35 protein-coding genes are annotated in these 22119 nt (G+C 41.9%); 10 read left to right on the forward strand and 25 right to left on the reverse strand.

Annotated elements, in window-relative coordinates:
- The first annotated feature begins 298 nt into the window (after positions 1 to 298).
- Positions 299 to 949 carry a YdeI/OmpD-associated family protein gene (locus J7E32_RS06990; RefSeq protein WP_214905591.1) on the forward strand — a complete coding sequence of 217 codons (651 nt, stop codon included), beginning with the start codon at positions 299 to 301 and terminating at the stop codon, positions 947 to 949.
- Between the two features lie 15 nt (positions 950 to 964).
- Complete coding sequence (locus J7E32_RS06995; RefSeq protein WP_214905818.1) at positions 965 to 1420, forward strand: GNAT family N-acetyltransferase; 456 nt, start codon at positions 965 to 967, stop codon at positions 1418 to 1420.
- 47 nt (positions 1421 to 1467) lie between these two features.
- Here J7E32_RS06995 and J7E32_RS07000 read toward each other — a convergent pair whose 3' ends face one another.
- From J7E32_RS07000 to J7E32_RS07020, 5 genes are all read right to left on the reverse strand, one after another.
- A complete protein-coding gene (locus J7E32_RS07000; protein WP_214905593.1) occupies positions 1468 to 1995 on the reverse strand; it encodes a YceI family protein in 528 nt (175 codons plus the stop codon).
- Positions 1996 to 2162: 167 nt separating this feature from the next.
- Positions 2163 to 2567, reverse strand: a complete 405-nt coding sequence (locus tag J7E32_RS07005) for a hypothetical protein (RefSeq protein ID WP_214905596.1) — start codon at positions 2565 to 2567, stop codon at positions 2163 to 2165.
- 26 nt (positions 2568 to 2593) lie between these two features.
- On the reverse strand, positions 2594 to 3229 hold the full coding sequence (locus tag J7E32_RS07010) for a hypothetical protein (RefSeq protein ID WP_214905600.1): 636 nt from the start codon (positions 3227 to 3229) through the stop codon (positions 2594 to 2596).
- A 112-nt stretch (positions 3230 to 3341) separates the two neighbouring features.
- Entirely contained in the window at positions 3342 to 4241 is a 900-nt protein-coding gene (locus tag J7E32_RS23190) for a GNAT family N-acetyltransferase (RefSeq protein WP_214905602.1), read from the reverse strand.
- Positions 4242 to 4400: 159 nt separating this feature from the next.
- On the reverse strand, positions 4401 to 4916 hold the full coding sequence (locus tag J7E32_RS07020; RefSeq protein ID WP_214905605.1) for a DoxX family protein: 516 nt from the start codon (positions 4914 to 4916) through the stop codon (positions 4401 to 4403).
- A gap of 426 nt (positions 4917 to 5342) precedes the next feature.
- Between J7E32_RS07020 and J7E32_RS07025 the strand changes: the two genes are divergently transcribed.
- The gene (locus J7E32_RS07025; protein ID WP_214905607.1) at positions 5343 to 5960 is read left to right on the forward strand and encodes a YhcN/YlaJ family sporulation lipoprotein; all 618 of its coding nucleotides are present in this window, start codon (positions 5343 to 5345) and stop codon (positions 5958 to 5960) included.
- 155 nt (positions 5961 to 6115) lie between these two features.
- Here the strand turns inward: J7E32_RS07025 and J7E32_RS07030 are convergent, their stop codons facing one another.
- Complete coding sequence (locus J7E32_RS07030; RefSeq protein WP_214905610.1) at positions 6116 to 6631, reverse strand: DoxX family membrane protein; 516 nt, start codon at positions 6629 to 6631, stop codon at positions 6116 to 6118.
- Between the two features lie 244 nt (positions 6632 to 6875).
- On the opposite strand from J7E32_RS07030, the gene J7E32_RS07035 reads away from it, so the two are divergent.
- From J7E32_RS07035 to J7E32_RS07045, 3 genes are read left to right on the forward strand one after another with little or no spacing between them, the layout of a single operon-like run.
- On the forward strand, positions 6876 to 7247 hold the full coding sequence (locus tag J7E32_RS07035; RefSeq protein WP_214905613.1) for a VOC family protein: 372 nt from the start codon (positions 6876 to 6878) through the stop codon (positions 7245 to 7247).
- A 38-nt stretch (positions 7248 to 7285) separates the two neighbouring features.
- Positions 7286 to 7708, forward strand: a complete 423-nt coding sequence (locus tag J7E32_RS07040) for a DUF1801 domain-containing protein (RefSeq protein ID WP_214905616.1) — start codon at positions 7286 to 7288, stop codon at positions 7706 to 7708.
- A gap of 12 nt (positions 7709 to 7720) precedes the next feature.
- Positions 7721 to 8188 (forward strand): SRPBCC family protein, encoded by a 468-nt coding sequence (locus tag J7E32_RS07045; RefSeq protein ID WP_214905619.1) that lies wholly within the window; start codon positions 7721 to 7723, stop codon positions 8186 to 8188.
- A gap of 86 nt (positions 8189 to 8274) precedes the next feature.
- Here J7E32_RS07045 and J7E32_RS07050 read toward each other — a convergent pair whose 3' ends face one another.
- Positions 8275 to 8613: a hypothetical protein gene (locus tag J7E32_RS07050; RefSeq protein ID WP_214905624.1), complete on the reverse strand. Its 339-nt coding sequence runs from the start codon at positions 8611 to 8613 to the stop codon at positions 8275 to 8277.
- Between the two features lie 161 nt (positions 8614 to 8774).
- Between J7E32_RS07050 and J7E32_RS07055 the strand changes: the two genes are divergently transcribed.
- The gene (locus J7E32_RS07055) at positions 8775 to 9050 is read left to right on the forward strand and encodes a hypothetical protein (RefSeq protein ID WP_214905627.1); all 276 of its coding nucleotides are present in this window, start codon (positions 8775 to 8777) and stop codon (positions 9048 to 9050) included.
- On the opposite strand, the gene J7E32_RS07060 is transcribed toward J7E32_RS07055, so the two are convergent.
- The gene (locus J7E32_RS07060) at positions 8982 to 10160 is read right to left on the reverse strand and encodes an MFS transporter (RefSeq protein ID WP_214905631.1); all 1179 of its coding nucleotides are present in this window, start codon (positions 10158 to 10160) and stop codon (positions 8982 to 8984) included. The genes J7E32_RS07055 and J7E32_RS07060 overlap by 69 nt on opposite strands.
- A 154-nt stretch (positions 10161 to 10314) precedes the next feature.
- Positions 10315 to 10809 (reverse strand): fasciclin domain-containing protein, encoded by a 495-nt coding sequence (locus J7E32_RS07065; protein WP_214905634.1) that lies wholly within the window; start codon positions 10807 to 10809, stop codon positions 10315 to 10317.
- Positions 10810 to 10977: 168 nt separating this feature from the next.
- Between J7E32_RS07065 and J7E32_RS07070 the strand changes: the two genes are divergently transcribed.
- Complete coding sequence (locus tag J7E32_RS07070) at positions 10978 to 11175, forward strand: transcription initiation factor TFIIIB (RefSeq protein ID WP_214905637.1); 198 nt, start codon at positions 10978 to 10980, stop codon at positions 11173 to 11175.
- A 37-nt stretch (positions 11176 to 11212) separates the two neighbouring features.
- On the opposite strand, the gene putP is transcribed toward J7E32_RS07070, so the two are convergent.
- The 3 genes from putP to J7E32_RS07085 form a co-directional block, all read right to left on the reverse strand.
- Positions 11213 to 12682, reverse strand: coding sequence for a sodium/proline symporter PutP (gene putP, locus J7E32_RS07075; RefSeq protein WP_214905639.1), 1470 nt, complete (start codon positions 12680 to 12682; stop codon positions 11213 to 11215).
- Between the two features lie 351 nt (positions 12683 to 13033).
- Positions 13034 to 13240 carry a hypothetical protein gene (locus J7E32_RS07080; RefSeq protein ID WP_214905641.1) on the reverse strand — a complete coding sequence of 69 codons (207 nt, stop codon included), beginning with the start codon at positions 13238 to 13240 and terminating at the stop codon, positions 13034 to 13036.
- A 15-nt stretch (positions 13241 to 13255) separates the two neighbouring features.
- A complete protein-coding gene (locus tag J7E32_RS07085; protein ID WP_286182840.1) occupies positions 13256 to 13573 on the reverse strand; it encodes a hypothetical protein in 318 nt (105 codons plus the stop codon).
- Between the two features lie 159 nt (positions 13574 to 13732).
- Between J7E32_RS07085 and J7E32_RS07090 the strand changes: the two genes are divergently transcribed.
- Positions 13733 to 14524 carry an N-acetylmuramoyl-L-alanine amidase gene (locus tag J7E32_RS07090; RefSeq protein ID WP_214905643.1) on the forward strand — a complete coding sequence of 264 codons (792 nt, stop codon included), beginning with the start codon at positions 13733 to 13735 and terminating at the stop codon, positions 14522 to 14524.
- Between the two features lie 100 nt (positions 14525 to 14624).
- On the opposite strand, the gene J7E32_RS07095 is transcribed toward J7E32_RS07090, so the two are convergent.
- The 11 genes from J7E32_RS07095 to J7E32_RS07145 all read right to left on the reverse strand — a co-directional run bounded on the left by J7E32_RS07095 (position 14625) and on the right by J7E32_RS07145 (position 19878).
- On the reverse strand, positions 14625 to 15410 hold the full coding sequence (locus tag J7E32_RS07095) for an SDR family oxidoreductase (protein WP_214905645.1): 786 nt from the start codon (positions 15408 to 15410) through the stop codon (positions 14625 to 14627).
- A 155-nt stretch (positions 15411 to 15565) separates the two neighbouring features.
- The gene (locus J7E32_RS07100) at positions 15566 to 16132 is read right to left on the reverse strand and encodes a DUF4256 domain-containing protein (RefSeq protein WP_214905646.1); all 567 of its coding nucleotides are present in this window, start codon (positions 16130 to 16132) and stop codon (positions 15566 to 15568) included.
- Positions 16133 to 16203: 71 nt separating this feature from the next.
- On the reverse strand, positions 16204 to 16662 hold the full coding sequence (locus J7E32_RS07105) for a hypothetical protein (protein WP_214905648.1): 459 nt from the start codon (positions 16660 to 16662) through the stop codon (positions 16204 to 16206).
- Positions 16663 to 17472, reverse strand: a complete 810-nt coding sequence (locus J7E32_RS07110; RefSeq protein ID WP_214905651.1) for a hypothetical protein — start codon at positions 17470 to 17472, stop codon at positions 16663 to 16665.
- 146 nt (positions 17473 to 17618) lie between these two features.
- Positions 17619 to 17792, reverse strand: a complete 174-nt coding sequence (locus J7E32_RS07115; protein ID WP_214905654.1) for a hypothetical protein — start codon at positions 17790 to 17792, stop codon at positions 17619 to 17621.
- Positions 17793 to 17813: 21 nt separating this feature from the next.
- Entirely contained in the window at positions 17814 to 18182 is a 369-nt protein-coding gene (locus J7E32_RS07120) for a hypothetical protein (RefSeq protein ID WP_214905657.1), read from the reverse strand.
- A 49-nt stretch (positions 18183 to 18231) separates the two neighbouring features.
- Positions 18232 to 18507: a hypothetical protein gene (locus J7E32_RS07125; RefSeq protein WP_214905661.1), complete on the reverse strand. Its 276-nt coding sequence runs from the start codon at positions 18505 to 18507 to the stop codon at positions 18232 to 18234.
- A gap of 20 nt (positions 18508 to 18527) precedes the next feature.
- Entirely contained in the window at positions 18528 to 18707 is a 180-nt protein-coding gene (locus J7E32_RS07130) for a hypothetical protein (RefSeq protein WP_214905664.1), read from the reverse strand.
- A 163-nt stretch (positions 18708 to 18870) separates the two neighbouring features.
- Positions 18871 to 19080, reverse strand: a complete 210-nt coding sequence (locus J7E32_RS07135; RefSeq protein WP_214905667.1) for a hypothetical protein — start codon at positions 19078 to 19080, stop codon at positions 18871 to 18873.
- 122 nt (positions 19081 to 19202) lie between these two features.
- Complete coding sequence (locus J7E32_RS07140) at positions 19203 to 19379, reverse strand: DUF4083 domain-containing protein (RefSeq protein ID WP_214905669.1); 177 nt, start codon at positions 19377 to 19379, stop codon at positions 19203 to 19205.
- Between the two features lie 25 nt (positions 19380 to 19404).
- Entirely contained in the window at positions 19405 to 19878 is a 474-nt protein-coding gene (locus J7E32_RS07145; protein ID WP_214905671.1) for a DUF5662 family protein, read from the reverse strand.
- A gap of 157 nt (positions 19879 to 20035) precedes the next feature.
- Here J7E32_RS07145 and J7E32_RS07150 point away from each other — a divergent pair, with 157 nt between their 5' ends.
- Positions 20036 to 21112, forward strand: a complete 1077-nt coding sequence (locus J7E32_RS07150) for a Gfo/Idh/MocA family protein (protein ID WP_214905674.1) — start codon at positions 20036 to 20038, stop codon at positions 21110 to 21112.
- A 390-nt stretch (positions 21113 to 21502) separates the two neighbouring features.
- Here J7E32_RS07150 and J7E32_RS07155 read toward each other — a convergent pair whose 3' ends face one another.
- Positions 21503 to 21679 carry an SE1832 family protein gene (locus J7E32_RS07155; RefSeq protein ID WP_214905677.1) on the reverse strand — a complete coding sequence of 59 codons (177 nt, stop codon included), beginning with the start codon at positions 21677 to 21679 and terminating at the stop codon, positions 21503 to 21505.
- 152 nt (positions 21680 to 21831) lie between these two features.
- Positions 21832 to 21960, reverse strand: coding sequence for a DUF378 domain-containing protein (locus J7E32_RS07160; protein WP_214905680.1), 129 nt, complete (start codon positions 21958 to 21960; stop codon positions 21832 to 21834).
- Between the last annotated feature and the right edge of the window lie 159 nt (positions 21961 to 22119).

Raw genomic sequence — 22119 nt, forward strand, 5'->3', positions numbered from 1 at the left:
TATTGATAATAGTGCAATCCAATACCAACTATTACTATATTTAAAAAACCCTGATTTATTCCTTCTGCTTTTCTAGCTCTTACGCCTTAATCATTAAGTTTAAGAATGATGAGGAAATAACAAAATAATCCCATCTCAATTTGAGAAGGGATATCATCATTCAGGGCTACTAAGTGATCATACCCTATCTTTCACAAGCAAAATTATCATTGTATCCTGCCACTTTGTTTCCTTTATAATAAAAATACATAAAAAATAGAATCAAGTTTAAATCATTGCTTAGCCAAAGGAGTAAATCATGACAATCATAAAAAAATTGAATCTGACTAAGTATAGCAATTTGGCTGTACTGAACCAGCCAGCTGATTATCATTTGTTCGATGGTTATAAAACGGAAATTTCCGGTGACCATGATGCAATTTTCATTTTTGTTGAAAGTATTGAGGATATGGCGGGACACACACAAAGCATCATTAATGGTCAGCACTTGCAAGAAAAAGGTTACTTATTTTTTGCTTACCCGAAAAAAGGGAACAAGCGCTATAATACATATGTTCATAGAGATGACATCTTCCCTGCAATGAAGGTTGGCGAAGATGGATATGTGAAAAATAGCGATATTAAATTTTCGAGAATGGTCAGTATGGATGATGTTTTTACGGTCGTTGGATTAAAGCGCGAAAAGAAGCCAGCCAAAAAGTCTTCAGCAGCTAGTCAGTGTGTGGCTGATTACGAGGACAACGTCCATGATGTTGAAAAATCACTAACAGATTATCCAAATGAGCAACAATTTTATAAAGAACTCACCCCTGGCTACCAAAAAGATTGGGCTCGATTCATTTTTTCAGCGAAGCAAGAAAAAACGCGCGAAAAACGTGCAGCACAGATGGTCGAGGTCTTATCACAAGGGTATAAAACCATGGATCTGTTCCGCCAAAAAAAGAAATAGAGTCGGGAGTATATGATGAATATTAAAGTAGATGACCTAACAGGTTCTGAAGTGGTTTCATTGATCGGGGAGCATTTGCACGGAATGACGCTTCACTCCCCTCCCGAGAGCATTCATGCTCTGGGACTCGAGGAATTGAGAAAACCTGATATTACCTTCTGGACGGTCTGGAATGAGGGGCAGCTGATGGGCTGCGGTGCATTGAAAGAGCTTGATTCCCATCATGGTGAGCTCAAATCGATGAGGACCGCCAGTGCCCACCTGCGAAAAGGCGTCGCACAGGCAATGCTCGAGCACATCATCAAGGAAGGCAGGGACCGCGGCTATTCAAGACTAAGCCTGGAAACTGGTTCAATGGAGGCATTCCTCCCTGCGAGGAAGCTCTATGAAAAATACCGCTTTGTCTATTGCTCTCCATTCGGTGATTATATAGAAGATCAGAACAGTGTATTTATGACGCTGGAACTGTAAAGGAAAGGGCGGCTCACCAATATGTAGCCGCCCTTTTCTCATTGAATTTACGCTGCTGGATTTACTTCTAGTTCAACCTTGATCTTGATGTCTTTGCCGACTAGTACGCCGCCTGTTTCAAGTGGAGCATTCCATGTAAGGCCGAATTCTTCGCGGTTCACTTTCGCTTCCGCTTCGAAACCGTATACTTCCACGCCCCATGGGTTTGTGCCTTTGCCGCCGAACTCCACATCGAATGTGACTGGCTTTGTTACATCCTTGATTGTCAGGTCACCCGTTACTTTGTAATCATCGCCATCTCGAGTGATGCTAGTAGATTTGAAATCGATTGTTGGATAGTTTTCAACATCAAAGAAGTCTGCTGATTTCAAGTGGTTTTCGCGGTCTTCGTTACGTGTATCAATGCTTGCTACATCAATTTTGAATGCAATTGAAGCTGTTGTTAAATCTGTTAGGTCTGCTGCTTCAACATCCGCTGAATACGAACCAAATTGTCCTTTTACCTTCGAAACCATCATGTGTTTCACTTCAAATCCGATTGCTGAGTGTGCCTGGTCTACTACAAATTTAGCCATACTAAAATCCCCCTGTTATGTTATTATCTCGAATTCGAGATATTATTCTAAAAAATAAATCTCAAAATCAATTATTTTTAATTCGAGATAAATTTATCATGAAATCGACTCAGCTGTCAACAATAATTTTCCATAACACTTTCAGGCCCAGGAAGATCAGGCTATCACTATAAACCCTTCAAGGTTACGACGATTTCCCCGGCAAGTTCCTTATGTACTGTGACATCCCAAATTACGAAGGCAGCAAGGAGAATAAAATACATGAATACATACCATTTAAAATATTTCTTTGGTCGTAAAGGAGTAAAAAATAGCGCGATAAAAACGGCTGCGAAAAATGAAATAAGATATATGTTCATTTTCCACAGTTGATTCGCCTCATTAATCGGCATCATGATTTCAAGCGCTTCCTGAGCTGTAACCTGCCTTTCATCCACCTGCTTGTCCCAAACCCCTTTTTCAATGGTCATCGTCATCGTTTCCTGATTGAATTGATACTGTACACCTGACAGATTAAAGCCCGTTTGCTTCGTAAAAAGCAAAAGCGAGATAACAATCAAAAAATAAACCATTAACGGGAGAAACCGTTTATCGAATTTTATAATGGGACCTCCTCCTTTTCTACAAGCCTAATTTCTTCTATCAACCACTTTTCTGTCTTATCGTAAAAGTCGCCACTCCTGGCCAAGACAAATTGATAGTTACTTTCTAGATTCTCGACTGTAAGATATGTAAGAAGAATTTTTCCTTTTTCAGTACTAAATTCATCAAGATTCATGACCACTCCAGGACTCCAATCAAGACTAGTATATTTGAAGTTAATTCTGCATGGGCAATTGTAATCTTGATCAAGGTAGCCAAAACTTGTAAAATTATCAACTCCGATTAATTTAAATACATCTTGAAATTCTCCCACAGCTTTATAGGTCTCAACGACATCGATCGCATCCATGAAGTCCTCATATTGGATGGTGGATTTCGCTGCCGCTAGTTCATCTTCGAGGTTTGAAAGATTTTCGGCCAATGTTTCATTTTCATTCTTCAAATCTTCAGTCATCCTCGACCGTCTTTCGATTTCTTCTTCTAGACTAGTAACTTTCTTTTCAAGTCGCTCTTGTTCCTCCTCAAGCCTCGCTGCAGAATCTGCTGTTCGCGCATTATCCAAAAGAGCAATCGCCGTAATCACTAATAAAATGATGAGAGCCGATGTTTTAAAGTCCTTTTTCCAGTTCATTGGTAACCCTCCCATTCAAAAATGATAATCAAAATATAATACGAATCTCCTATCCATTAGTTTCAAAATAATCAAAAAATACCCACCTCGTCCTTTACGAGGTGGGTATCGTTTATTTAAGCTCAAAATAGTCCATCGTAGAAGTCTCTACAAACCCGCAGGACTTATATAGGTTCAGTGCATTTGCGTTTTCCGCCGCTACCTGCAGCATGATCTCCTGGGCGTTTGCTTCCTTCAACTTTTCAATGGCAAGCAAAAGAAGCGCTCTTCCGTACCCCTTGCGACGGTGCTCCGGCAGCACACCGAGACCGAAGATAGCACCAAGTTTCGCTGTCAGCTGCAGATTCACCTTCCCAATGATTACCCCTTCTTTTTCAACAAGATAAGAAGTCATCCCGCGCTTTTCCTCTACCTCAGGCAAAGGCATGTCATCTGCATTGACTTCTTCTTCTTCATTAAAATAAATCGCGTTCTGCCGGGCGATTTCCTTTGCATCCGCATTCGTAGCTTTCCTGAAGACAATGCCCGCCAACTGTTCTGGAGTCGTGACTGAAGCATCTTTTTTCAAGAACATCTCAAATTCAGAATGCTTGTATTGCGCACCAGCTCCGGCAATGAATTGCTGTCCGGATTCCGAGTTGCGGTCACAGAGCAGCAGCATGCTGCCTGAATCCCTGCGCTTCCATTCAGCCAGGACCAACTCAAACAACCTGGTGAACACACCCTGGCGCCGGTACTCAGGATGCACCATCCCATTCACTTCCCACGGACCGCCAAAGCTGCAAATCCCCATATATCCAATCAACAACTCCCCATCGAAGTACATGAACTCATTTATATCCTGAACACCACCGCCGCTGCCATCACTGACCCCGAGCTTATAATCAAGCTCAAGTTTCAGTGCCGTTTGATCCGCTTGAAGGCACCGTTCCTGAAGTTCATTGATTATTTTATAATCCTCACTATCGATGTTTTCTTTAAGTTTGATCCATGTTTCAAGTATTTTTCCCACTGTAAGCACTCTCCAAATCCTTTTTCGTTGTTTAATTTATTCGCTTAACCAATCGTCCACTCCTTTTTTTGTCAAACAAAAGATTTTTAATCAAAACAGAAAAAAGCTGCCGGGATTTCCCGGCAGCCAATTTATTTTAAATGGGGATGTGGAATAAAGTTAAGCTGCGTTGCGAGTGGCTTCTTCTCCGCGCTTGAAAACTGTTTTGCGGATGTATGGTACCACCCAGCGGTCTAAACCGTATTTGCCAGCGTTGTAACCTGCGAACAGGATGATGAATCCGAAGAAGATGTCAGTTGGATTGTGAGATACAGTACCTGCCAGGAAGAAGCTGAAGTTCATCACCAAACCGAAGAACATTGCAGCAGTTGTCAGTGTACCAAGGATTAAACCAAGCCCAACCAGGAATTCGCCCAGCGGCACGATTGTATTGAAAATATCCACATTCGGGATCGCGAAGTTTTCAAGGAAGTTCACGTACCAGCCGTACACTGCGTTTCCGTCTGGACCTTTAACCGGATTTGCCACCGCATTATTCAAGTAACCAGAAGCGTCGAAACCTTCACCTGTCAATTTGCCCCATCCAGCAGTCATCCAGTTGTATCCAAGCCATACCCTAATGACAGTCAATATACCAGCAGCAACATTGTTTTCTCTTAACCATTTAGCAAACATGTTCCTCACTCCAATAATTTATTTAGTATTAGTACACCTATAAGATATCAAATAAATCTCGAAAATAGGGTTATTTGTGAATGATTTCACATTTCTGTTGAAATGTTTTGAACAAATTATGACAAGGCCTCCTTATCTGCAAACACACCCCTTTTAAATTTATAAAAGGCTGTTTTCATAAGATTGGTGTTAAGATTCCAAAGCTCATTTTAACGTCATATGCGGCCATTTTGCAGATCGGTATAAGTTTGCATGCTCTTTTCACACAAAAGGGGCAACTTCACGAAGAAAAAAAGGAAATCCTATTTTGCAGTCAAAAAGCAATAAAGTTTGAGAAAGAGTCTTATAAAAAATTCTCTTTCACCCTGCATATCGCTCCAATTTCAAGCCATCATAAAGACGAATACACAACAAGGAGTGAACGGAATGAAAAAATCATTAATCCTCGCAGGCTGTGCAGTTTTCACCTTGGGACTGGCTGGATGCGGAGCGAATAACAATGCAGCAGATGACAATGGGCAACAGCGCGTCCAGATCAACCAGGTTCGTCGCGGCCCGACTACAGAAGAAAATAGACTTCAGCTTGCTGACCGCGCGGAACGTCAGGTAGAACAGATGCCGGAAGTAGACGACGCCCGTGTCATCATCTCGGAGAATAATGCGTATGTTGCCGTAAGACTGGCGGACGATAATAACGGGAATGCTGAGGTCAATGATGCTTTGGATGGAAACGGCAGAACCTTCGCAGAAAATGGCCGAGTAGACCAGGATGACAACCCCGCAGGAAACGACGGAACCATTGACGGCCATGGTGATGCCGGAGATGAAACAGACAGAAATACCGCTCGTGGAGATGGATTGGAGCGCGAAATTGAACAAAAGGTCCGCCAATCTCAAAGAGGGATTGACAATGTGTACGTCTCTGTAGACAATAATGCCTTTGACAGAATGGGTACATTCGCAGATGATATCCGCAATAACAGAAACAGAGACGGTTTATTTGATGACTTCAGAAACACAATGGGCAATTTCTTTGGAAGATAATTTCATTAAAAGCGATGAGGCATAAAAAACGATGAGGCATAGGATTGATTATCCTATGCTTTGCTTTTTCAGGCTGGATTAGCTCCCTGGATATAAAAAACGGCTGCCGAGTAATGTTCGGCAGCCAAATTATATTAAAGGGGGATTTAACTAAGTTAAGCAGCGTTTCGTGCCGTTTCTTCTCCGCGCTTGAAAACAGTTTTGCGGATAAATGGTACGACCCAGCGGTCTAAACCGTATTTACCAGCATTGTAGCCTGCGAACAGGATGATGAAGCCGAAGAAGATGTCAGTTGGGTTGTGAGATACAGTTCCGGCCAGGAAGAAACTGAAGTTCATCACTAGACCGAAGAACATGGCAGCAGTTGTCAGAGTTCCAAGCAGTAATCCAAGCCCAACAAGGAATTCTCCTAGTGGAACGATGAAGTTGAACAAGTCGACGTTCGGGATCGCGAAGCTTTCCAGGAAGTTCACGTACCAACCGTACACGGCATTTCCGTCTGGACCTTTAACCGGATTTGCCACAGCATTTTTCAGGTAACCGGATGCGTCGAAACCTTCACCCGTTAATTTACCCCATCCAGCAGTCATCCAGTTGTATCCAAGCCAGATTCTTATAACAGCCAATAGACCAGCAGCAATATTGTTTTCTCTTAACCACTTTGCAAACATGTTCCTCACTCCAATAAGTTATTTAGTATTAGTACACTATTAACATATCAAATTTTCATCAAATAAATACTGCGTTGTGACATTAGTCACAATTCTGTTGAAAAGCTTTGAACGAATTATGTCAGCGGGATGATTTCGAAGATATAGCCCGCTATTTTCGTGGTTAATTGTAAATTTCAAAAGGCTTGTCTATACTGGAAATGATGATATCAGAATCTTCAAACTATAAAAAGTGGCAAATCATATGAAACTAGGTGCGTTTTCTGTAAGCTTGACTGTAAAAGACATTAAAGCTTCAAAATCTTTTTATGAAAACCTGGGTTTTAAAGCTCTGGGAGGAGACATCAATCAAAATTGGCTGATCTTGAAGAATGAAAATTGCATTATCGGACTGTTTCAGGGGATGTTTGAAAAGAATATCCTTACCTTCAATCCGGGCTGGGATCAAAATGCCGAGAATCTGGAAAGCTTCACGGATGTTCGCGAACTTCAAAAGCAGCTTAAAAGAAACGGAGTAAAGTTCCTTACTGAAGCAGATGAATCCGGGGAAGGTCCGGCTCATTTCACTATTGAAGATCCTGATGGCAATCAGATTCTTGTTGACCAGCATAGATAATTACATATTTTAAAAGATCGAAGGGAGATGCTTTGATTATGTACGAACTGAAAACCAGGGAGAACGATAATAGTGTCATCGAGTTCATTGAAAATGTCGATAACCCTAAAAAACGGGAGGACGCGTATAGACTGTTAGATATTTTCACAGAAACAACAGGCTACCCGGCGAAAATGTGGGGTCCGAGCATCATCGGATTTGGATCCTATCATTATAAATATGACTCTGGCCACGAAGGTGACGCACCACTTGTTGGCTTCTCACCTCGGAAGGCGAAAATCAGCTTGTATTTTGCTACAGGCGACACCGAAAGAGAAGTGTTATTGAAAGAATTCGGCAAACATACATCCGGGAAAGCATGTGTGTACATAAATAAAATAGCGGATATTGATGTGGATGTTTTAAAAGCTTTGATCCATCAGTCTGTTGCATTTTTAAAAGAAAGATATCCCACTGGATAAGGAGAAACCAAAATGGAACCAATCACAGTACCAGACCTTACAGCAAGGCCGCTCGGTTTTAAAGTGGAACGGTTAATGGAGTCCCCGGCTGATAGCCTCTACCAAGCGTGGACTGAAAAATTAGATACATGGTTTGCCGCACCCGGAACGCTGATCATGAAGGCGGAGGTCGATGCCGTATTCTTCTTTGAGACCGTCTTTAAAACCGAAGAAGATCTAGTTGAACAGCGACACCCGCATTATGGAAGATTCCTTCGTTTGGTACCTGACCGCTTGATTGAATTCACCTGGCTGACAGGCGCTGGAGGAACAGAAGGTGCCGAGACCGTTGTGACAATCGAGCTGGAACCAGTCGAAAACGGCACACAGTTAAGCCTGACACACAAAGGTTTTCCAAATGAACAATCCAAAAGCCAGCATGATTCAGCCAGGAAAATGATTCTTGAACATCTCGATCAGAAAATGATGGAAGATAGGTAGGTAGTGATTAGGGGGCTGTCATGATTAATGGCAGCTTTTTATCTTTAGAATAGCTCAAACTCCCCGCTTCGTGCTTATAGAGCTTTCTATGAGGCCTTTAATGGAGCTCTCCCCCCCTTTTCAAACTTATAGAATCTTTCTATAGGACCTTTTACTGGATTAAACTTCATTTCGGGCTTATAGAATCTTTCTATAAGACCTTTTTCAAGACCAAACTCCATTTCGGGCTTAGAGAATTTTTCTATAGGACCTTTTTCAAGACCAAACTCCATTTTCGGCTTATAGAATCTTTCTATAGAACCTTTTTCAGGACCAAACCCCATTTCGGGCTTATAGAATCTTTCTATAGGACCTTTTTCAGGATTAAACTCCATTTTGGGCTTATAGAATCTTTCTATAGAACCTTTTTCAGAATCAAACTCCATTTTGGGCTTATAGAATCTTTCTAAGGACCTTTTTCAGAATCAAACTCTCCCTTTTAACCCCAACCTGCAACAAAAATGTAAATAACTGGACTCTTTATAGTCATATAAAACGGGAATATAGAGGTCAAGAGGAGTTACTTACCGAATGGAGGGAAACGACGATGAAGAAATCGACCAAGAATTTTGTTTTGGCTTCTTTGCTTTCAGCTGGCGGAGCCGTTTTGCTGACAGCTGCATACAGGAAAAGCCAGCGGGATGCGATTCGTTTTCTTGAGGATACAGACATGAGGAACAGCGAGAAAATCGATCAGAGTAATAATAAAACCTCGCCGATTTGTGGCGAGGTTTTCATGTTGAACAACGGATTCCTATGCCGCCTTCATTCTCTCTTTTTTACCATGCAAAAAGTGATAGATAAAGACTCCTGCTATGATTAAAGGCACCATTGCCAGATACAATCCGCTGTATCCGAAATCCGGAATCATGTATCCCAGCAGGAATGGTCCGAAGCCAATTCCGGTATCCATCATGATGAAAAAGGTCGACGTGGCCATTCCCATACGGTGCGGGGGTGTCTTCTTAATGGCGATTGTCTGTGCGACAGATTGGAAATTGCCATATCCTAACCCAATGAGCGCCGCTCCCAGCAGGAACACGGCACTGGATTGCGCCTGGCTTAGTGCATACATCCCAAGGGCAAAGGCAATCAATGCCGGATACACAACGCTATTCGCACCTTTTGCGTCCATCAGCTTCCCGGTGAATGGACGGGAAAATAAGACGGCCATCGCATACACGAAGAAGTACATGCTGCCTGCCTCTGTCAATTCAGCTTCCTTCGCAAATGACGCGATGAATGATAGTGTACCTGAATAGGCAAGCGCAATGACGAACATGACAATCGAGACCGGCAATGCGTTTGGCTCTAAATAGTTTGCCAGACTGAAACTCTTGCTTTTATTTGCTTCTCCCTGATTATCCACAACCGGTTCATTTACCATAAGGGCGATTGGCAAACTAGCCAGCCCGACGATAAGGGAAAAAATGAACATGCTCTGATAGCCAAACTCATCGATCATTGCGAGGCCAATCAACGGACCAACCGCGGTTGATAAAATCACACTCAAGCTGAAATAGCTGATTCCTTCCCCTTTCCTGCTCGCAGGAACAACCTGTGCCACAATCGTCCCCGTAGCTGTTGCCGCAAACCCAATCCCGACACCATGGAGGAAACGGACGATCAGGAGGACATAGATATTCGATGGAATTAAATATAGTGCAGTTATCAGAACGAAAAACAAAATCCCCCCGATCAACATCTTCTTGCTGCCAATCCTCGCAATTTCCTTGCCGGCATACAATCTGGCAAAAAGAACCCCAATGATGAAAATGCTGGACGCCAATCCTGCCATGCTCGTTGAAGCTCCATACGTATCAGTCGCGTAGGAAGCCATTGTGACAATCAATAAATACATCGAAAGCATCATAACGAAATTCACAAGAGAAATCGAAATGAAATCCTTCGTCCATAATTTTTCTTTTTCCATACGTTCACCTTCAAACTCTAAGATGTAAAATAATATTTCGAAAACCGAATTAATTATACCTTTTTACATCATAAATGTCCATGGTGGTGAACCAGCAGGGGGCATGTCCAAATAAAAAAAAGACTGAATCCGCATGGAATCCAGTCTGTCGTGCTTATTTAGGCAGCAAAACCTTGTCGATCACATGAATGACACCGTTTGATGCTTCAACGTCAGGGGTTACGACGTTCGCATCGTTTACTTGAACAGGGTCAAGTGCAATCGTGACATTCTTCTTCGCAAGTGTCTGCGCCTGCATTCCTTCCTTTAAGTCTCCTGACATGACTTTACCAGGAAGCACATGGTACAGCAGGATATCCTTGAGATCCTGTCTTGCTAATAACTCATCTGCTGTAATCCCTAAATCCTTCAGAAGCTTATTAAACGCCTCATCCGTCGGTGCGAACACTGTGAATGGCCCTTCACCTTTCAGGGTTTCCACCAGTCCAGCTTTCTCCAGTGCAGCCGCGAGGATTTTAAAATTGCCTGCTGCTACAGCCGTATCAACAATATCCTTCTTGCTTCCAGCATTGTCCGCAGCATAACCAGGATTTGCAATGGACACTACCATCATCATTGCAAAAAGAACTACCGCAAATTTCTTCATCATCTGAATCACTCCTTTTTCCAATAGAGGCATGCATATCCTCTGTATTTTACAAAAGGTAGTATTCTACATAGTTGGATATTTATCCATGAATTTAAGATATTAAAAGTCCTTGAAACCTTATGCATTGTTCAATCGTAAAATCAGATAAATAAAAATGGTTTTGGAAGGATGATTCCAGTGCACTATGCGAAAGAATGTCCTAAATGCGGCGGAACGGAAATCGGGAAAGGTAAACATGATGGATATGCTGTCATGCGACCTGCGAACAGGGTAATGAGCCTCGGCTCCGAGATTCTCCACATTATCTGCACGGACTGTGGATATATCATTGAAAGCTATGTGAGTAAGCCGGAAAAATTCAAATAAAGGGCTGCCAGCAATACCGGCAGCCCTTTTCTTCTATTTACTCAGACATAATGTCTTCCATTTCCTTAAACTCTTCTTTTACAGCTTTGCCTGGTCCGGTTGTGATTTTACTTACAACAATGACGGCAATCAAGCTCAAGAAGAATCCAGGGACCATTTCATACAGGAATGCTGACAATCCATCGATGCTAATCCAGATAATGACCGTAAGTGCACCGACAACGATACCGGCTAGCGCACCCCAACGGTTCATCTGCTTCCAGTACAAGCTCAGGAGCATGACTGGCCCGAATGCGGCACCGAAACCAGCCCATGCATTACCGACCAATGAAAGGATCGTATCGTTAGGCGTGTAAGAAAGTGCGATACCTACCAATGCGACTAGCAATACGGATGCACGGCCGACGAATACCAATTCTTTGTCACTTGCTTCTCGGCGGAAAAACGCTTTGTAAAAGTCCTCCGTCAACGCACTTGAAGTAACAAGCAACTGGGAAGATATTGTACTCATGATCGCGGCCAAAATCGCAGCGAGAAGGAATCCAGTGATATAAGGATTGAACAGGATATTCGCAAACATGATGAATACTGTTTCTGGATTTTCAAGCGTTACATTGTTCACTTGTACGTAAGCAATCCCGACAAGTCCGACTGCCAAAGCACCAATGATGGATACAATCATCCAAGTCATCGCGATTCTGCGCGCAGGCTTAAGCTCATCCATTGATTTGATCGCCATAAAGCGCACAATGATATGCGGCTGGCCGAAGTAACCAAGGCCCCATGCCAATAGCGAAACGATTCCAAGGAATGTCGTACCTTTGAAAAGATCCATCATTGTAGGATCAATGGCACTTACTGTATCCATGACATTCGTTGGTCCTCCGAGCTCTGTAAAAGCAACCACAGGCACCAAGACAAGTGCAAGGAACATGATGACCCCTTGAACAAAGTCAGTCAAACTAACAGCAAGGAAACCGCCGAATAGTGTATAAACGATAACGACACCAGCTGTCACGAACAAGCCCATACGATAATCAAGCCCAAATGCTGACTCAAACAAAGTACCGCCTGAAACTAGACCCGCTGAAGTATACAGCGTGAAGAAAATGATGATAACAACTGCAGATACAGACTTAAGGATTTTCGTCGTATCTGAAAAGCGGTTTTCAAGAAAATCGGGGATTGTGATTGAGTCATTTGCCAACTCCGTATACGTTCGAAGTCTTGGAGCTAAGATGAGGTAGTTCAAATAGGCACCAATCGATAATCCAACTGCGATCCAGGCACTGGAAATACCTGAAGTGTACATTGCTCCTGGCAAGCCCATCAGCATCCAGCCACTCATGTCAGATGCGCCAGCTGATAGAGCCGTTACCGACGGTCCAAGACCACGTCCGCCAAGCATATAATCTGATAGATCAGATGTTTTGCGGTATGCATACAATCCAATCAGGATCATTGCAATAAAATAAATTCCTAAAGATATAAATACTTCAAAAGTCACCAAATCTCTCCTTTTCGTTTTCCCTAAACGAAATAATTAACATAGTGGTTAAAAAAGTAGGCCATTGTTCAAGAAAAATAGATTCTTAATCAAGTAAGTTAGAAAGAGCTAACCAGCCGAACCACACAGAAAAAATCCTTATGTTAATTATGCCGTCCAAGTTTTTCCTGCCCTCATAGGGCTTACGGTTATTAAACCTATCAAACATCCAGAATTGTTTCAAGGATGTTACAGGATATTGAGAACAAGCAAAAACCGCGCCCTGACTAGTCTGTTAGGAATGGTAACGCTTTCAAAATTTATTGAAGTAAATATATTATGAATATTCAGAAATAGTAATATAGCGAGTAATCAAGTACTTTTCCGCAAAATAAAAACTCCCTTGAAGCAGGAAGTTTTTCTGATGAAAAAGATAATGATTGCATTGTTGAGTTTAGTATTTGCACGGTCTTTTGGAATAATTGCACGCTCGTTCATGTTCATTGCACGGTACAAAACGAAAATTGCGCGCTCAATCCGATTAATTGCACCTTCATCCATATTTAGGAAAAACCCCATCGTAATTTAATACTTTTAATGTGATGAATGACTGAACAGGTAAATCGCCATCGACAGACTGCCGATTCCGAGGACGATCAGGCTAGCATAAAACACTTTCCTCCATGTTTCCCCAATGAAATAGATGTTCAGTAAAAAGTAATAAAGAATGGCACTTCCTCCGATGAACAGGAAATACTCTTTGAGATATTTTGCCGGCATCGGATTGGTGACACTGGTCAGTGCCAGTCCGGCAAAGATGAAGACACCGATGATGTTCAAGATTTTTTTGAAATCCGCTTCCGGGGTCCTCTCTATTTTAATATTTTGTGATGTCTGTATTTTCGTTTCCATCCTACCACCTCAATTATTATTAAGTCTTCTTTGTTCTACGATTCAAATCATAAAATGTTCCGTCAAAATAAAGTTAACTTTTCCCAGACGGGACATGTACCCTTACCAATACTTTTTTCCTACATATTCTATAAAGACCAACTAAAAGGAGGAGGTTATATGAAACTTTATTTAGATCCTGGCCATGGCGGCTCGGATCCGGGAGCACAGGGAAACGGTCTTCGGGAAAAAGACTTGAACCTGGATATCGCGCTGAAAATCCGTTCGATTCTGGAAAACAACTATGAAAATATCGATGTCAGAATGAGCAGGACAAGCGATGTGACGAAAAGTCTCGATCAGCGTACAAATGAGGCCAACTCCTGGGGCGCTGACTTTTACCTATCGATCCACACCAATTCCTTCAACGGCTCTGCCCGTGGATACGAAGACTATATCTACATCGGTCTTTCAGATAATTCAGCAACCGCGAGATACCGAGACATCATCCACACGGAAGTTATGAAGCTGAACCAGCTTAGCGACCGTGGCAAGAAAAAAGCCGATTTCCACGTACTTCGCGAATCCGCAATGGATGCCATGCTTTCAGAGAATGGCTTTATCGATAATACTCAAGACGCTGCCCTGATGAAACTGGAATCCTGGCGGCGCAATGTTGCCCAGGGACATGCGAACGGTATTGCAAAAGCGTTCAATCTTACGCCAACACAGAAAGATGAACGTGGAACGCTGTATAAAGTGATTGCCGGTTCCTTTAAAAGCAGAGAAAATGCAGCTGAACGTGAATCGTTCCTCCAATCAAAAGGCATTGAGAGCTTCGTCTTGAAGTCAATCTCCGGCGAAACCTGGTATCGTGTACAAGCTGGTGCTTTTTCAAGCCGCAAAAATGCGGAATCCCGTGTCCGGGAAATTGAAGGCAATGGAATCGATGCGTTTATCACGACTGACTAAATTAAAGACAAGGGAATCGATGCGTTTATCACGACTGACTAATATGTATTCCGCGGCCGAATCCTATATGGATCCGGCCAGTTTTTCGTCCTTTTTTCATTTAGATCTCCATCGTCCATCTTTCCTCTTGCGTCTTTTTCAGCTGCTTCTCTGTTTCTTCTGGATAAACTGTACGGAATTTATGTTGGTCGGCAGGAATGATCTCCACCATTTTCGCAATCATATCCTCAGGATCAAACTGGTCCTTCAGCGCCTCTTCCTGCTTTTCCATATCTTCTTTCCGTGTAAAATTCTTTTCCTCATCGTACCACTTCCACTTTTCCTCGGCCGCCCGCTTGTTGAAGCCTGTTTCATATGCGCCAGGGTTAATCGTCGCTACTTTTACATTGTGCTTTTCCAACTCTGACTTCATGGTTTGCGCGATTCCCTCAATCGCATGCTTCGTGGCCGTATATGGCCCGACATACGGTGTAGCTGAAATACCTGCCATCGAGCTCATGAAAATGATTTTACCGTTTCCTTTTTCCACTAGCTTCCGTGCTGCTATCTGCACAGTTTCCAAAGTAGCGAAGACATTCACTTCAAATAGCGCGCGAATCCGGTCCATCGGCACCTCAGCCAGCGGCCCGCCCTCATTGATCGCCGCATTGGCAACAAACACATCAAAGTCGTAGTCATTAATCTGTTCACGATCCCGCTCATTCGTAATATCAAGCTTGAACACTTCCATATCAAGCCCCTCTGCCTCCGCTTCCCTCATCAGATCTGTTTTCTGGGATGTCAGCTCAGTCGTCGCAATCACCCGGTGTCCTTTTTTCGCAAGCCCAAGGGAAGCTCCCCTGCCAAGCCCGCTGCCAGCACCGGTAATAAAAATCGTTTTAACCATGCCCGAAATTCCTCCTATCAATATGAACTAATAGTTTCATCTTCCCAGGAGGCAGTCTTGTAAAACATTTATCCTTTGGAGCCATGCAAAAAGCCCAGAGAGAATTTATCCCCCTGAGCTCTTACATTACTTTTTTAAAATGAACCTAGAAATAGCTAGACCCTTAACGACCCACGGAAACCCCTGGCACCATAATAGGAATCCGCTCCATTGTGGTACACAAAAACCGTGTCATAGCGGCGATCGCAAAAAAGTGCCCCGCCGAGTTTTCTAATATTCTCCGGTGTTTGCACCCAGCTCGATGTTTTCAGATCGAAATTCCCAAGTTTCTGCAGCTCCCGGTATTGTTCTTCCGTTAAAAGTTCAATGCCCATGGCAGTTGCCATATCCATGACGCTATTTTCAGGCTTGTGTTTTTTTCTTGCCTCCAGTGCTTCCCGGTCGTAACAAACACTTCTGCGGCCTTTAGGACTTTCCGCTGAACAATCATAAAAAATGTATTCGCCTGTCTCTGGATCAAGGCCAACAACATCGGGTTCCCCGCCAGTTGCTTCCATTTCATTGAGTGACCACAATTTTTCACTATTAGTTTCAAGCCTAGCTTGTACACTAGCCCATTCAAGACCTTCATGTCTGTTCATATTTTTCTCGAAACGAGCTTTCAAAGTTTCTAGCAGTTCTCCCTGTTGTTCTCGTGACAACTCTCTGTTTCCCTTTGCCATATTAACTCCCCCTTGTTTTCATGCACAATTGCCGATTCTTGAATGTTACTTTTTTAACTGCGCAAGATCCATTACTCTAGTTTTGCTACCCCTAATGCTAAATGTTCCCACAGTACCTCTTCAACTTTTTCAACCAATTCCTTTTGACATTCTACGACTAACACCACTTCCGACTTTTTCCCTTTTACAACCCTATTTCTTTTATGTACAACTTTATAAATGATGTAGTCGATGATAAAGCCAAGTATAAATCCAGTTGCCGCGCCAATGAGCCCCCAATAAATGGGCCCCCATTCTAAAATAAACCCTACACTTGCGCCAACGACAGAAAAGGCCGTTCCAATCGCTGCTCCCTTGTCAAATAGGCTAATACCATCAGCACGATGAAGGGTATCAAATAATCTCCTTTCCTCCACTCTATTAATAAGGGGAACAGCAAGAATACTTTCTTTTTTCACACCGACTTTTTCCAAAGAAGTGATGGCAAGTTCAAGATAGGAGGAATGCTCAAAGGTTGAGAAAATCTGCAATTATTTCACCTCATCCACCGAAACAGGAATTTTCACCCGAGATTGTTGATAATTTTCTTTAATATATTTTCGTTGTTCACTTTCAAACAGTTTATTATTTTCAACCGTATTGACATATGAATCATAAATAGCAAACCCGTAATGAGAAGGCAAAAACAGGAGCCATTGCGGATCAAGGACTTGTGTCGCCTGGCTAATATCCCCTAGGAAAAGCAGATGAATTGCAACCAGGATCTTTGAAAAATACACAAAAACAATCATAAATATCAATGTAAAAATCGCAGTGATCACTCGATGGATATACAATTGACCCAACCCTGGCGTAAGTATAGACCATACAATGGCATTGAGCGGTCTTCTTTTATCTAAATAATTTATCTCTAACGCACCAATGACAAATGAATTGAATTCCGCATCCTCTCGTTCCGCTAATATGAACACTCTATTCATATCAACCGTGGTTCGGTAACTATCCCAAATCGCAAAAATATAAACTGGAATATACATAAGTGTCCATCTTGGATCAAGAACGTCTTTTGCCATCTCTATATTCCCGGTAAAAGAAAAAACCAAAGCCTGGTTTATGTTAGCCATATTATTAACTAAAATCTCCCAAATAAATAAAGCATAACCTCTAAGATATTTAGACAGAAGAAGATGGCCGAATCCTGGAAACGCGGCTGACCACCAGGCAATAATAAAGGGATTGCGGAGATGAAGTTGAGTTGTACCAAGGGTACTAACGTGTGCTTTAAACCTCCGTGCTCTTCGGGAAGGATTAACTGAACTTGTCGGATTGAAATTCAGCATAAATATAGCCTCAACTTTTTTATATGTTAAGGCTATCTTTTAATAAATCTGGTAATTTTATTCAGTGATTCTGAAGTATGAGCAATGAGACGGTTAAACTTTAAATTACTGACCCTTATCGGAACTGCTGCACATTGCGACAGCAATTATATCCCCTTCCCCTTATCATCCCTGAATGCGTCCCAAACCATTATAGCTACAAGAACAGTGAACAGGCCATTTCCAACATACTTCAGCGTTTCGGAATCAGAACCGTAAGACACAATAAAAGAACTTACAATCATAAGAAACACGATAAACAGTTTAGTATTTCTTTTCAAACCTGTCCCCCCTGGACAAAATTACTTTTTGAATTTCAAGGTCCTTCTTACTGCGAGCAAGATATATAGAAGTAAGGCATACAAAGTGATGCTTATCATGTAAAAAATCGCCTGTGGTTTACTCGATTCACTGGTGACTCCGTGGAGTTTGTTATGGTCATCAATCGATATAAAATACGACCAGATGAAATTTAAAGTGATGATCAACATAAGCAATGCCAGAATGGCCTTTTTATGTAAAAGCAGTCTAGTTAAACTCTCCTTAAAAGCCTTGGAGACTGTCACCTTTGAGTTTCCTTCGACACTGATCTTATTGTTAAAAGGCGTTAAGAAGTAAACCATCAAGCCTCCCCAGACAATACCAAAAACCACTAATTCAGCAAATGACATTTAGATTCCTCCACATATCGGCAAATTCTATCGACTTATGGTTTTCTTTCTACTGTTTTGCTTCTAGGTATTTTTTATAAGCGCCCGGGTTTTGCAAATGTTCAGGAACGGTTTCATGTGGCTGCTCCTGCCCCATCTCTTGTACTTTTCCAACCTCAGGCGATATAGCCGCAAGCCTTTTCCGGACGTCATTCAGTAAGTAAATCCCTCTAAATAGGCTGCCTGCAATAATCCCGAAGGCAAGGATGCCGCCTACAATCGGCCCCATAACAAATAGAAGGTAACCTAGAATGACACTTAACAGTAGGGATAAAAACAAATACATGCCAACCTTTGCCCCCATTTCTAGCTTAATAAAATGAAATGATCCCTAAATTCTCTATCATTGATCGATATCCTGGTCCTTAAATCCCTGGTTCGCAGCACATACTCTTTGATCCCGATAAACTCCGATTCAGCAATCAAATAGAATTGCGTCCCTTTTTCCAAACCCTTAAAGTCGCTTTTTAACATATATCTCTTCATTATTATTCTTGTAACTCCTGTAAGATTCTTTTCAATAAGTTCAACAAAAAGAAGCGTGAATCCTCCCAGATTTACGCTTCCTTTGCTAAATATTGAGCTTTTACTAAAAATCCGGCGTGAAGCCCTATGGCAGCACCTAGTTTTTATACTTCACCTTGTCCAATTAGCGTGAAGCTTTTGGCGGCTGGCACACATCACATTTGCGCTGGTGATTATCCTTGAACTTCTTGAATGGTTTTTCAAAATTATTGCCGCAAGCGCATTTAAAGAGTAATTTTTGCGAAAAGCCATGATATTCTGTCGTCAGCAGCTTACTCTCTGAATTTTTCTCCACAAATTCTCTGATCTTATCAATTGTCCATCGTTTGTTCATGTTTTAATACCTCCATATATGAATCGCCAGTCGGAGGCTTTTTAGGCATCCGTGCATTTATGTTTAAAATCCACCCAAGTTCCTCATTATACCATGTGCCAACACACAATTATATAAGCTGTTCAGTCTTTATTTTCCTTCTCAAGCAACTCAATTATTCGGTCAAGCTTTTGTTCCATGCTCTTCGAATTATCAGGTCGCTTTATTACGAGTGAGCGCACAGCATAAAAAACAGCAGCAACAATACCAATCAATAGTATGAAAAAAATAAGCTGATATAAAAGATCTCCAATATTCATATTAATCCCGCCCCGTAGTTTTTTATTATCCTATAGTGTGTTTAAACTCCGCTTCCCTTTCATTCTTAATAACCATTTCAAGCGCATCTCTTGTTTCAGGATGCAGTATCATTTTTTCTGTAAGCTTTAAATTCGACAACCTTACCTTCCTGCCCCACCTTCTCGAAAAAGAACGCCAATCACAAACCATTTCAAGTAGATATTTTCTTGGCATTGGCAAGGCTAGCTTTTGATTCGGATCAACTACCCAATACTCCCAATGATGTTTATTTTTATGTTGATGATGGAGCCATGCATGCTTCCATTTCATTTCATCATAAGAATCTATATTTCTATCCAAAAAGAATTTCTTCGTATATGGCATGAATTCATTTGGATGAAATTTTGATAAGTCATGAGTAATCCCCTGTAAGTATAAACCCACTCTCCAACATTCAACTAAAACATTGACTTTATGTTCAATAATATAAAGAAGGTTTCTCCAGCAGGCTTTTAGCATAATAACCCCCTCCTTTACTTGAGTATATTGTCAGTTCTTATTCTCCTTTATAGACTGGGATTCCTCCCAATTTGTATTTGTTTGTTGTTTATATTGATTTACATTCCTCCCCTCCCGGATTTACTATTAAATTATATTATGGACAGGGGTGGTATTTTTGGAAAAGTTTAGAGTCTGTATTATTGGGACGGGGTTTGGTGCCAAAGTTCATGCGCCAATGATGGACCACCATGAAGGATTTGATGTTGTGGCAATCTCTAGTGTATCTAGGGGGAATATTGAGGAAGCACGGAAAGCCAGCGGGATTGAGAATATCTATACTGACTGGCGCGAAATGATCGAAAAGGAAACACTCGATTTAGTGGTTGTCGCTTCGGCCGTTCATTTACATAAGGAAATGGTTGCAGCTGCTTTCGAAAAGGGCGTTCATGTAGTCTGCGAAAAACCAATGGCCATGGATGTTGCTGAAACAGAAGAAATGATTACGGAAAGAGACAAGGCAGACAAACTCGGACTGATCAATCATGAATTCCGCTTTTTTCCGGCTCGGACGAAGGTAAAAGAAATCATGGAAAGCAAAAAACTCGGGGAGATTTTGCATGTTCGCTACGAGTGCTCTTTTGCCAATTATACCGGACTGACTACAAAACCGCGTGGCTGGCTCGGACAGGAGGAAAAAGGCGGCGGAATGCTCGGCGCAATCGGATCTCATATGACAGATGCTCTTCAATGGTGGCTGGACAGCTCATTTAAAGAAGTGTTTGCCCAGCTGCCAATTCACATCCCCACCCAGACTGATGAAAACGGAAATACTGAAAATCGAACGGCGGACGATGCGTTCCAAATCATCGGCTCTCTGGAAAATGGAGCTACTTTAACGCTTGAACTCCTTATTGCAGCTCGCCAAACCAATCACACATGGCGTCTTGAAATCTACGGTACGGAAGGCACGCTTGTTATGCTCGATGACAAAAAGGTGCTGCTATCCGCAGGAAATTCTCCACTTGAAGAAGTCGAGCTAGTGCCGGATCTAGAAGCCCCTCCTACTATGCCGCAAATCGCAGCAAGGTACTATAACGGCTTCCAAAGAGCTTTAGATGCACTCCATGAGACTCTGGTTTCAGGAAAGAAACACCCATACCTCGCTGATTTCGACCATGGACATTCAACTCAAAAAGTATTGGATGCAGTAAGAACCTCTGCACGTGAAGGGCGAAAAACAGAAGTAAAATAAAGGATTCCCGTTGCAGTATTCTTAACAGGCATGAGCCAGGTATTGAACTGGCTCATGCCTTTAATTATTTCAATAGTCCAGGAGTAGTTGCCCTCCATAAAAATGCCTGAAGCTGTGGCCGATGGGAAAATTTGTTTAATCAAACGTTTGATTAATAAATCCAGGTACAGGAATGATTGATTTTGCTGAAGTACAAGTCCTTTTTAAAAGCTGCTCTATCAAAGTCCTAACACGGAATTAGCTCACTTTTTAAAAGCTGCTCTATCAAAGTGCTAACATGGAATTAGCTCACCTTTTATTAGGCTTAATCCTTTGGACCTGACACTCTAAATCCGACCTTCTTCTCACAAAAAGAAAAGCCTGGTCCTTTAAGGAACAGGGCTTGTCATTCTACATATCCCGAAGCATGCTGTTTAAGGAGCTCAATTCCTCTTCAATCGCTGCCAGCCGCTTCTCCAGCGGATGCAGATTGCCTTTTACAGATTCCAACTTTTCAAGATTATGCTGAAGCTGCAAATACTCGTCCTTCAGTTCGACGATTTTATATTCAATTTCCCTTTTATCCATTGATTAGTCCCCCTGTTATGACGATTTCTTTCTTAAGAATAGCGATATCGGGGCGTTTATTCAAGATGCATGCGAAAGGCGTACTATATATTCACTTTAGATAAAAGTGTAATGCTGAAAATGGCTGCAAGACCCGTCAGGATGTTGACTAACTAGGCGATTGGACTGTCCATGCCGGCGAATAGACCGCCAGCCAAATCCCATTCAAATAATCCAATCAATAGCCAATTGAAACCTCCGACAATAAGCAATACTAATGATACCACATTCAAAGTTTTCATTTTGACACCACACATTGTATAATTTTTGTATAGATGTTCAAATTTAATTATACAAAATCTATACAATACGAACGTATATTTTATATAATTATATTTATATGTTGATTTTACAGCTTTTAACCTGCGTAATTTTTGTATAACTTTTCTATACTGATGAGT

The sequence above is a fragment of the Bacillus sp. ISL-55 genome, from assembly GCF_018613155.1.
Classification (GTDB): Bacteria; Bacillota; Bacilli; order Bacillales; family Cytobacillaceae; genus Mesobacillus.

What these genes read in the sequence shown, in the direction of transcription:
- J7E32_RS06990 (WP_214905591.1), top strand. Translation starts at nt 299, where the DNA reads ATGACAATCATAAAAAAATTGAATCTGACTAAGTATAGCAATTTGGCT.
- J7E32_RS06995 (WP_214905818.1), top strand. Translation starts at nt 965, where the DNA reads ATGAATATTAAAGTAGATGACCTAACAGGTTCTGAAGTGGTTTCATTG.
- J7E32_RS07000 (WP_214905593.1), bottom strand. Translation starts at nt 1,995, where the DNA reads ATGGCTAAATTTGTAGTAGACCAGGCACACTCAGCAATCGGATTTGAA.
- J7E32_RS07005 (WP_214905596.1), bottom strand. Translation starts at nt 2,567, where the DNA reads ATGGTTTATTTTTTGATTGTTATCTCGCTTTTGCTTTTTACGAAGCAA.
- J7E32_RS07010 (WP_214905600.1), bottom strand. Translation starts at nt 3,229, where the DNA reads ATGAACTGGAAAAAGGACTTTAAAACATCGGCTCTCATCATTTTATTA.
- J7E32_RS07020 (WP_214905605.1), bottom strand. Translation starts at nt 4,916, where the DNA reads ATGTTTGCTAAATGGTTAAGAGAAAACAATGTTGCTGCTGGTATATTG.
- J7E32_RS07025 (WP_214905607.1), top strand. Translation starts at nt 5,343, where the DNA reads ATGAAAAAATCATTAATCCTCGCAGGCTGTGCAGTTTTCACCTTGGGA.
- J7E32_RS07030 (WP_214905610.1), bottom strand. Translation starts at nt 6,631, where the DNA reads ATGTTTGCAAAGTGGTTAAGAGAAAACAATATTGCTGCTGGTCTATTG.
- J7E32_RS07035 (WP_214905613.1), top strand. Translation starts at nt 6,876, where the DNA reads ATGAAACTAGGTGCGTTTTCTGTAAGCTTGACTGTAAAAGACATTAAA.
- J7E32_RS07040 (WP_214905616.1), top strand. Translation starts at nt 7,286, where the DNA reads ATGTACGAACTGAAAACCAGGGAGAACGATAATAGTGTCATCGAGTTC.
- J7E32_RS07045 (WP_214905619.1), top strand. Translation starts at nt 7,721, where the DNA reads ATGGAACCAATCACAGTACCAGACCTTACAGCAAGGCCGCTCGGTTTT.
- J7E32_RS07050 (WP_214905624.1), bottom strand. Translation starts at nt 8,613, where the DNA reads ATGGAGTTTGATTCTGAAAAAGGTTCTATAGAAAGATTCTATAAGCCC.
- J7E32_RS07055 (WP_214905627.1), top strand. Translation starts at nt 8,775, where the DNA reads ATGAAGAAATCGACCAAGAATTTTGTTTTGGCTTCTTTGCTTTCAGCT.
- J7E32_RS07060 (WP_214905631.1), bottom strand. Translation starts at nt 10,160, where the DNA reads ATGGAAAAAGAAAAATTATGGACGAAGGATTTCATTTCGATTTCTCTT.
- J7E32_RS07065 (WP_214905634.1), bottom strand. Translation starts at nt 10,809, where the DNA reads ATGATGAAGAAATTTGCGGTAGTTCTTTTTGCAATGATGATGGTAGTG.
- J7E32_RS07070 (WP_214905637.1), top strand. Translation starts at nt 10,978, where the DNA reads ATGATTCCAGTGCACTATGCGAAAGAATGTCCTAAATGCGGCGGAACG.
- J7E32_RS07080 (WP_214905641.1), bottom strand. Translation starts at nt 13,240, where the DNA reads ATGGGGTTTTTCCTAAATATGGATGAAGGTGCAATTAATCGGATTGAG.
- J7E32_RS07085 (WP_286182840.1), bottom strand. Translation starts at nt 13,573, where the DNA reads ATGGAAACGAAAATACAGACATCACAAAATATTAAAATAGAGAGGACC.
- J7E32_RS07090 (WP_214905643.1), top strand. Translation starts at nt 13,733, where the DNA reads ATGAAACTTTATTTAGATCCTGGCCATGGCGGCTCGGATCCGGGAGCA.
- J7E32_RS07095 (WP_214905645.1), bottom strand. Translation starts at nt 15,410, where the DNA reads ATGGTTAAAACGATTTTTATTACCGGTGCTGGCAGCGGGCTTGGCAGG.
- J7E32_RS07100 (WP_214905646.1), bottom strand. Translation starts at nt 16,132, where the DNA reads ATGGCAAAGGGAAACAGAGAGTTGTCACGAGAACAACAGGGAGAACTG.
- J7E32_RS07110 (WP_214905651.1), bottom strand. Translation starts at nt 17,472, where the DNA reads ATGCTGAATTTCAATCCGACAAGTTCAGTTAATCCTTCCCGAAGAGCA.
- J7E32_RS07120 (WP_214905657.1), bottom strand. Translation starts at nt 18,182, where the DNA reads ATGTCATTTGCTGAATTAGTGGTTTTTGGTATTGTCTGGGGAGGCTTG.
- J7E32_RS07125 (WP_214905661.1), bottom strand. Translation starts at nt 18,507, where the DNA reads ATGTATTTGTTTTTATCCCTACTGTTAAGTGTCATTCTAGGTTACCTT.
- J7E32_RS07130 (WP_214905664.1), bottom strand. Translation starts at nt 18,707, where the DNA reads ATGAAGAGATATATGTTAAAAAGCGACTTTAAGGGTTTGGAAAAAGGG.
- J7E32_RS07135 (WP_214905667.1), bottom strand. Translation starts at nt 19,080, where the DNA reads ATGAACAAACGATGGACAATTGATAAGATCAGAGAATTTGTGGAGAAA.
- J7E32_RS07140 (WP_214905669.1), bottom strand. Translation starts at nt 19,379, where the DNA reads ATGAATATTGGAGATCTTTTATATCAGCTTATTTTTTTCATACTATTG.
- J7E32_RS07145 (WP_214905671.1), bottom strand. Translation starts at nt 19,878, where the DNA reads ATGCTAAAAGCCTGCTGGAGAAACCTTCTTTATATTATTGAACATAAA.
- J7E32_RS07155 (WP_214905677.1), bottom strand. Translation starts at nt 21,679, where the DNA reads ATGGATAAAAGGGAAATTGAATATAAAATCGTCGAACTGAAGGACGAG.
- J7E32_RS07160 (WP_214905680.1), bottom strand. Translation starts at nt 21,960, where the DNA reads ATGAAAACTTTGAATGTGGTATCATTAGTATTGCTTATTGTCGGAGGT.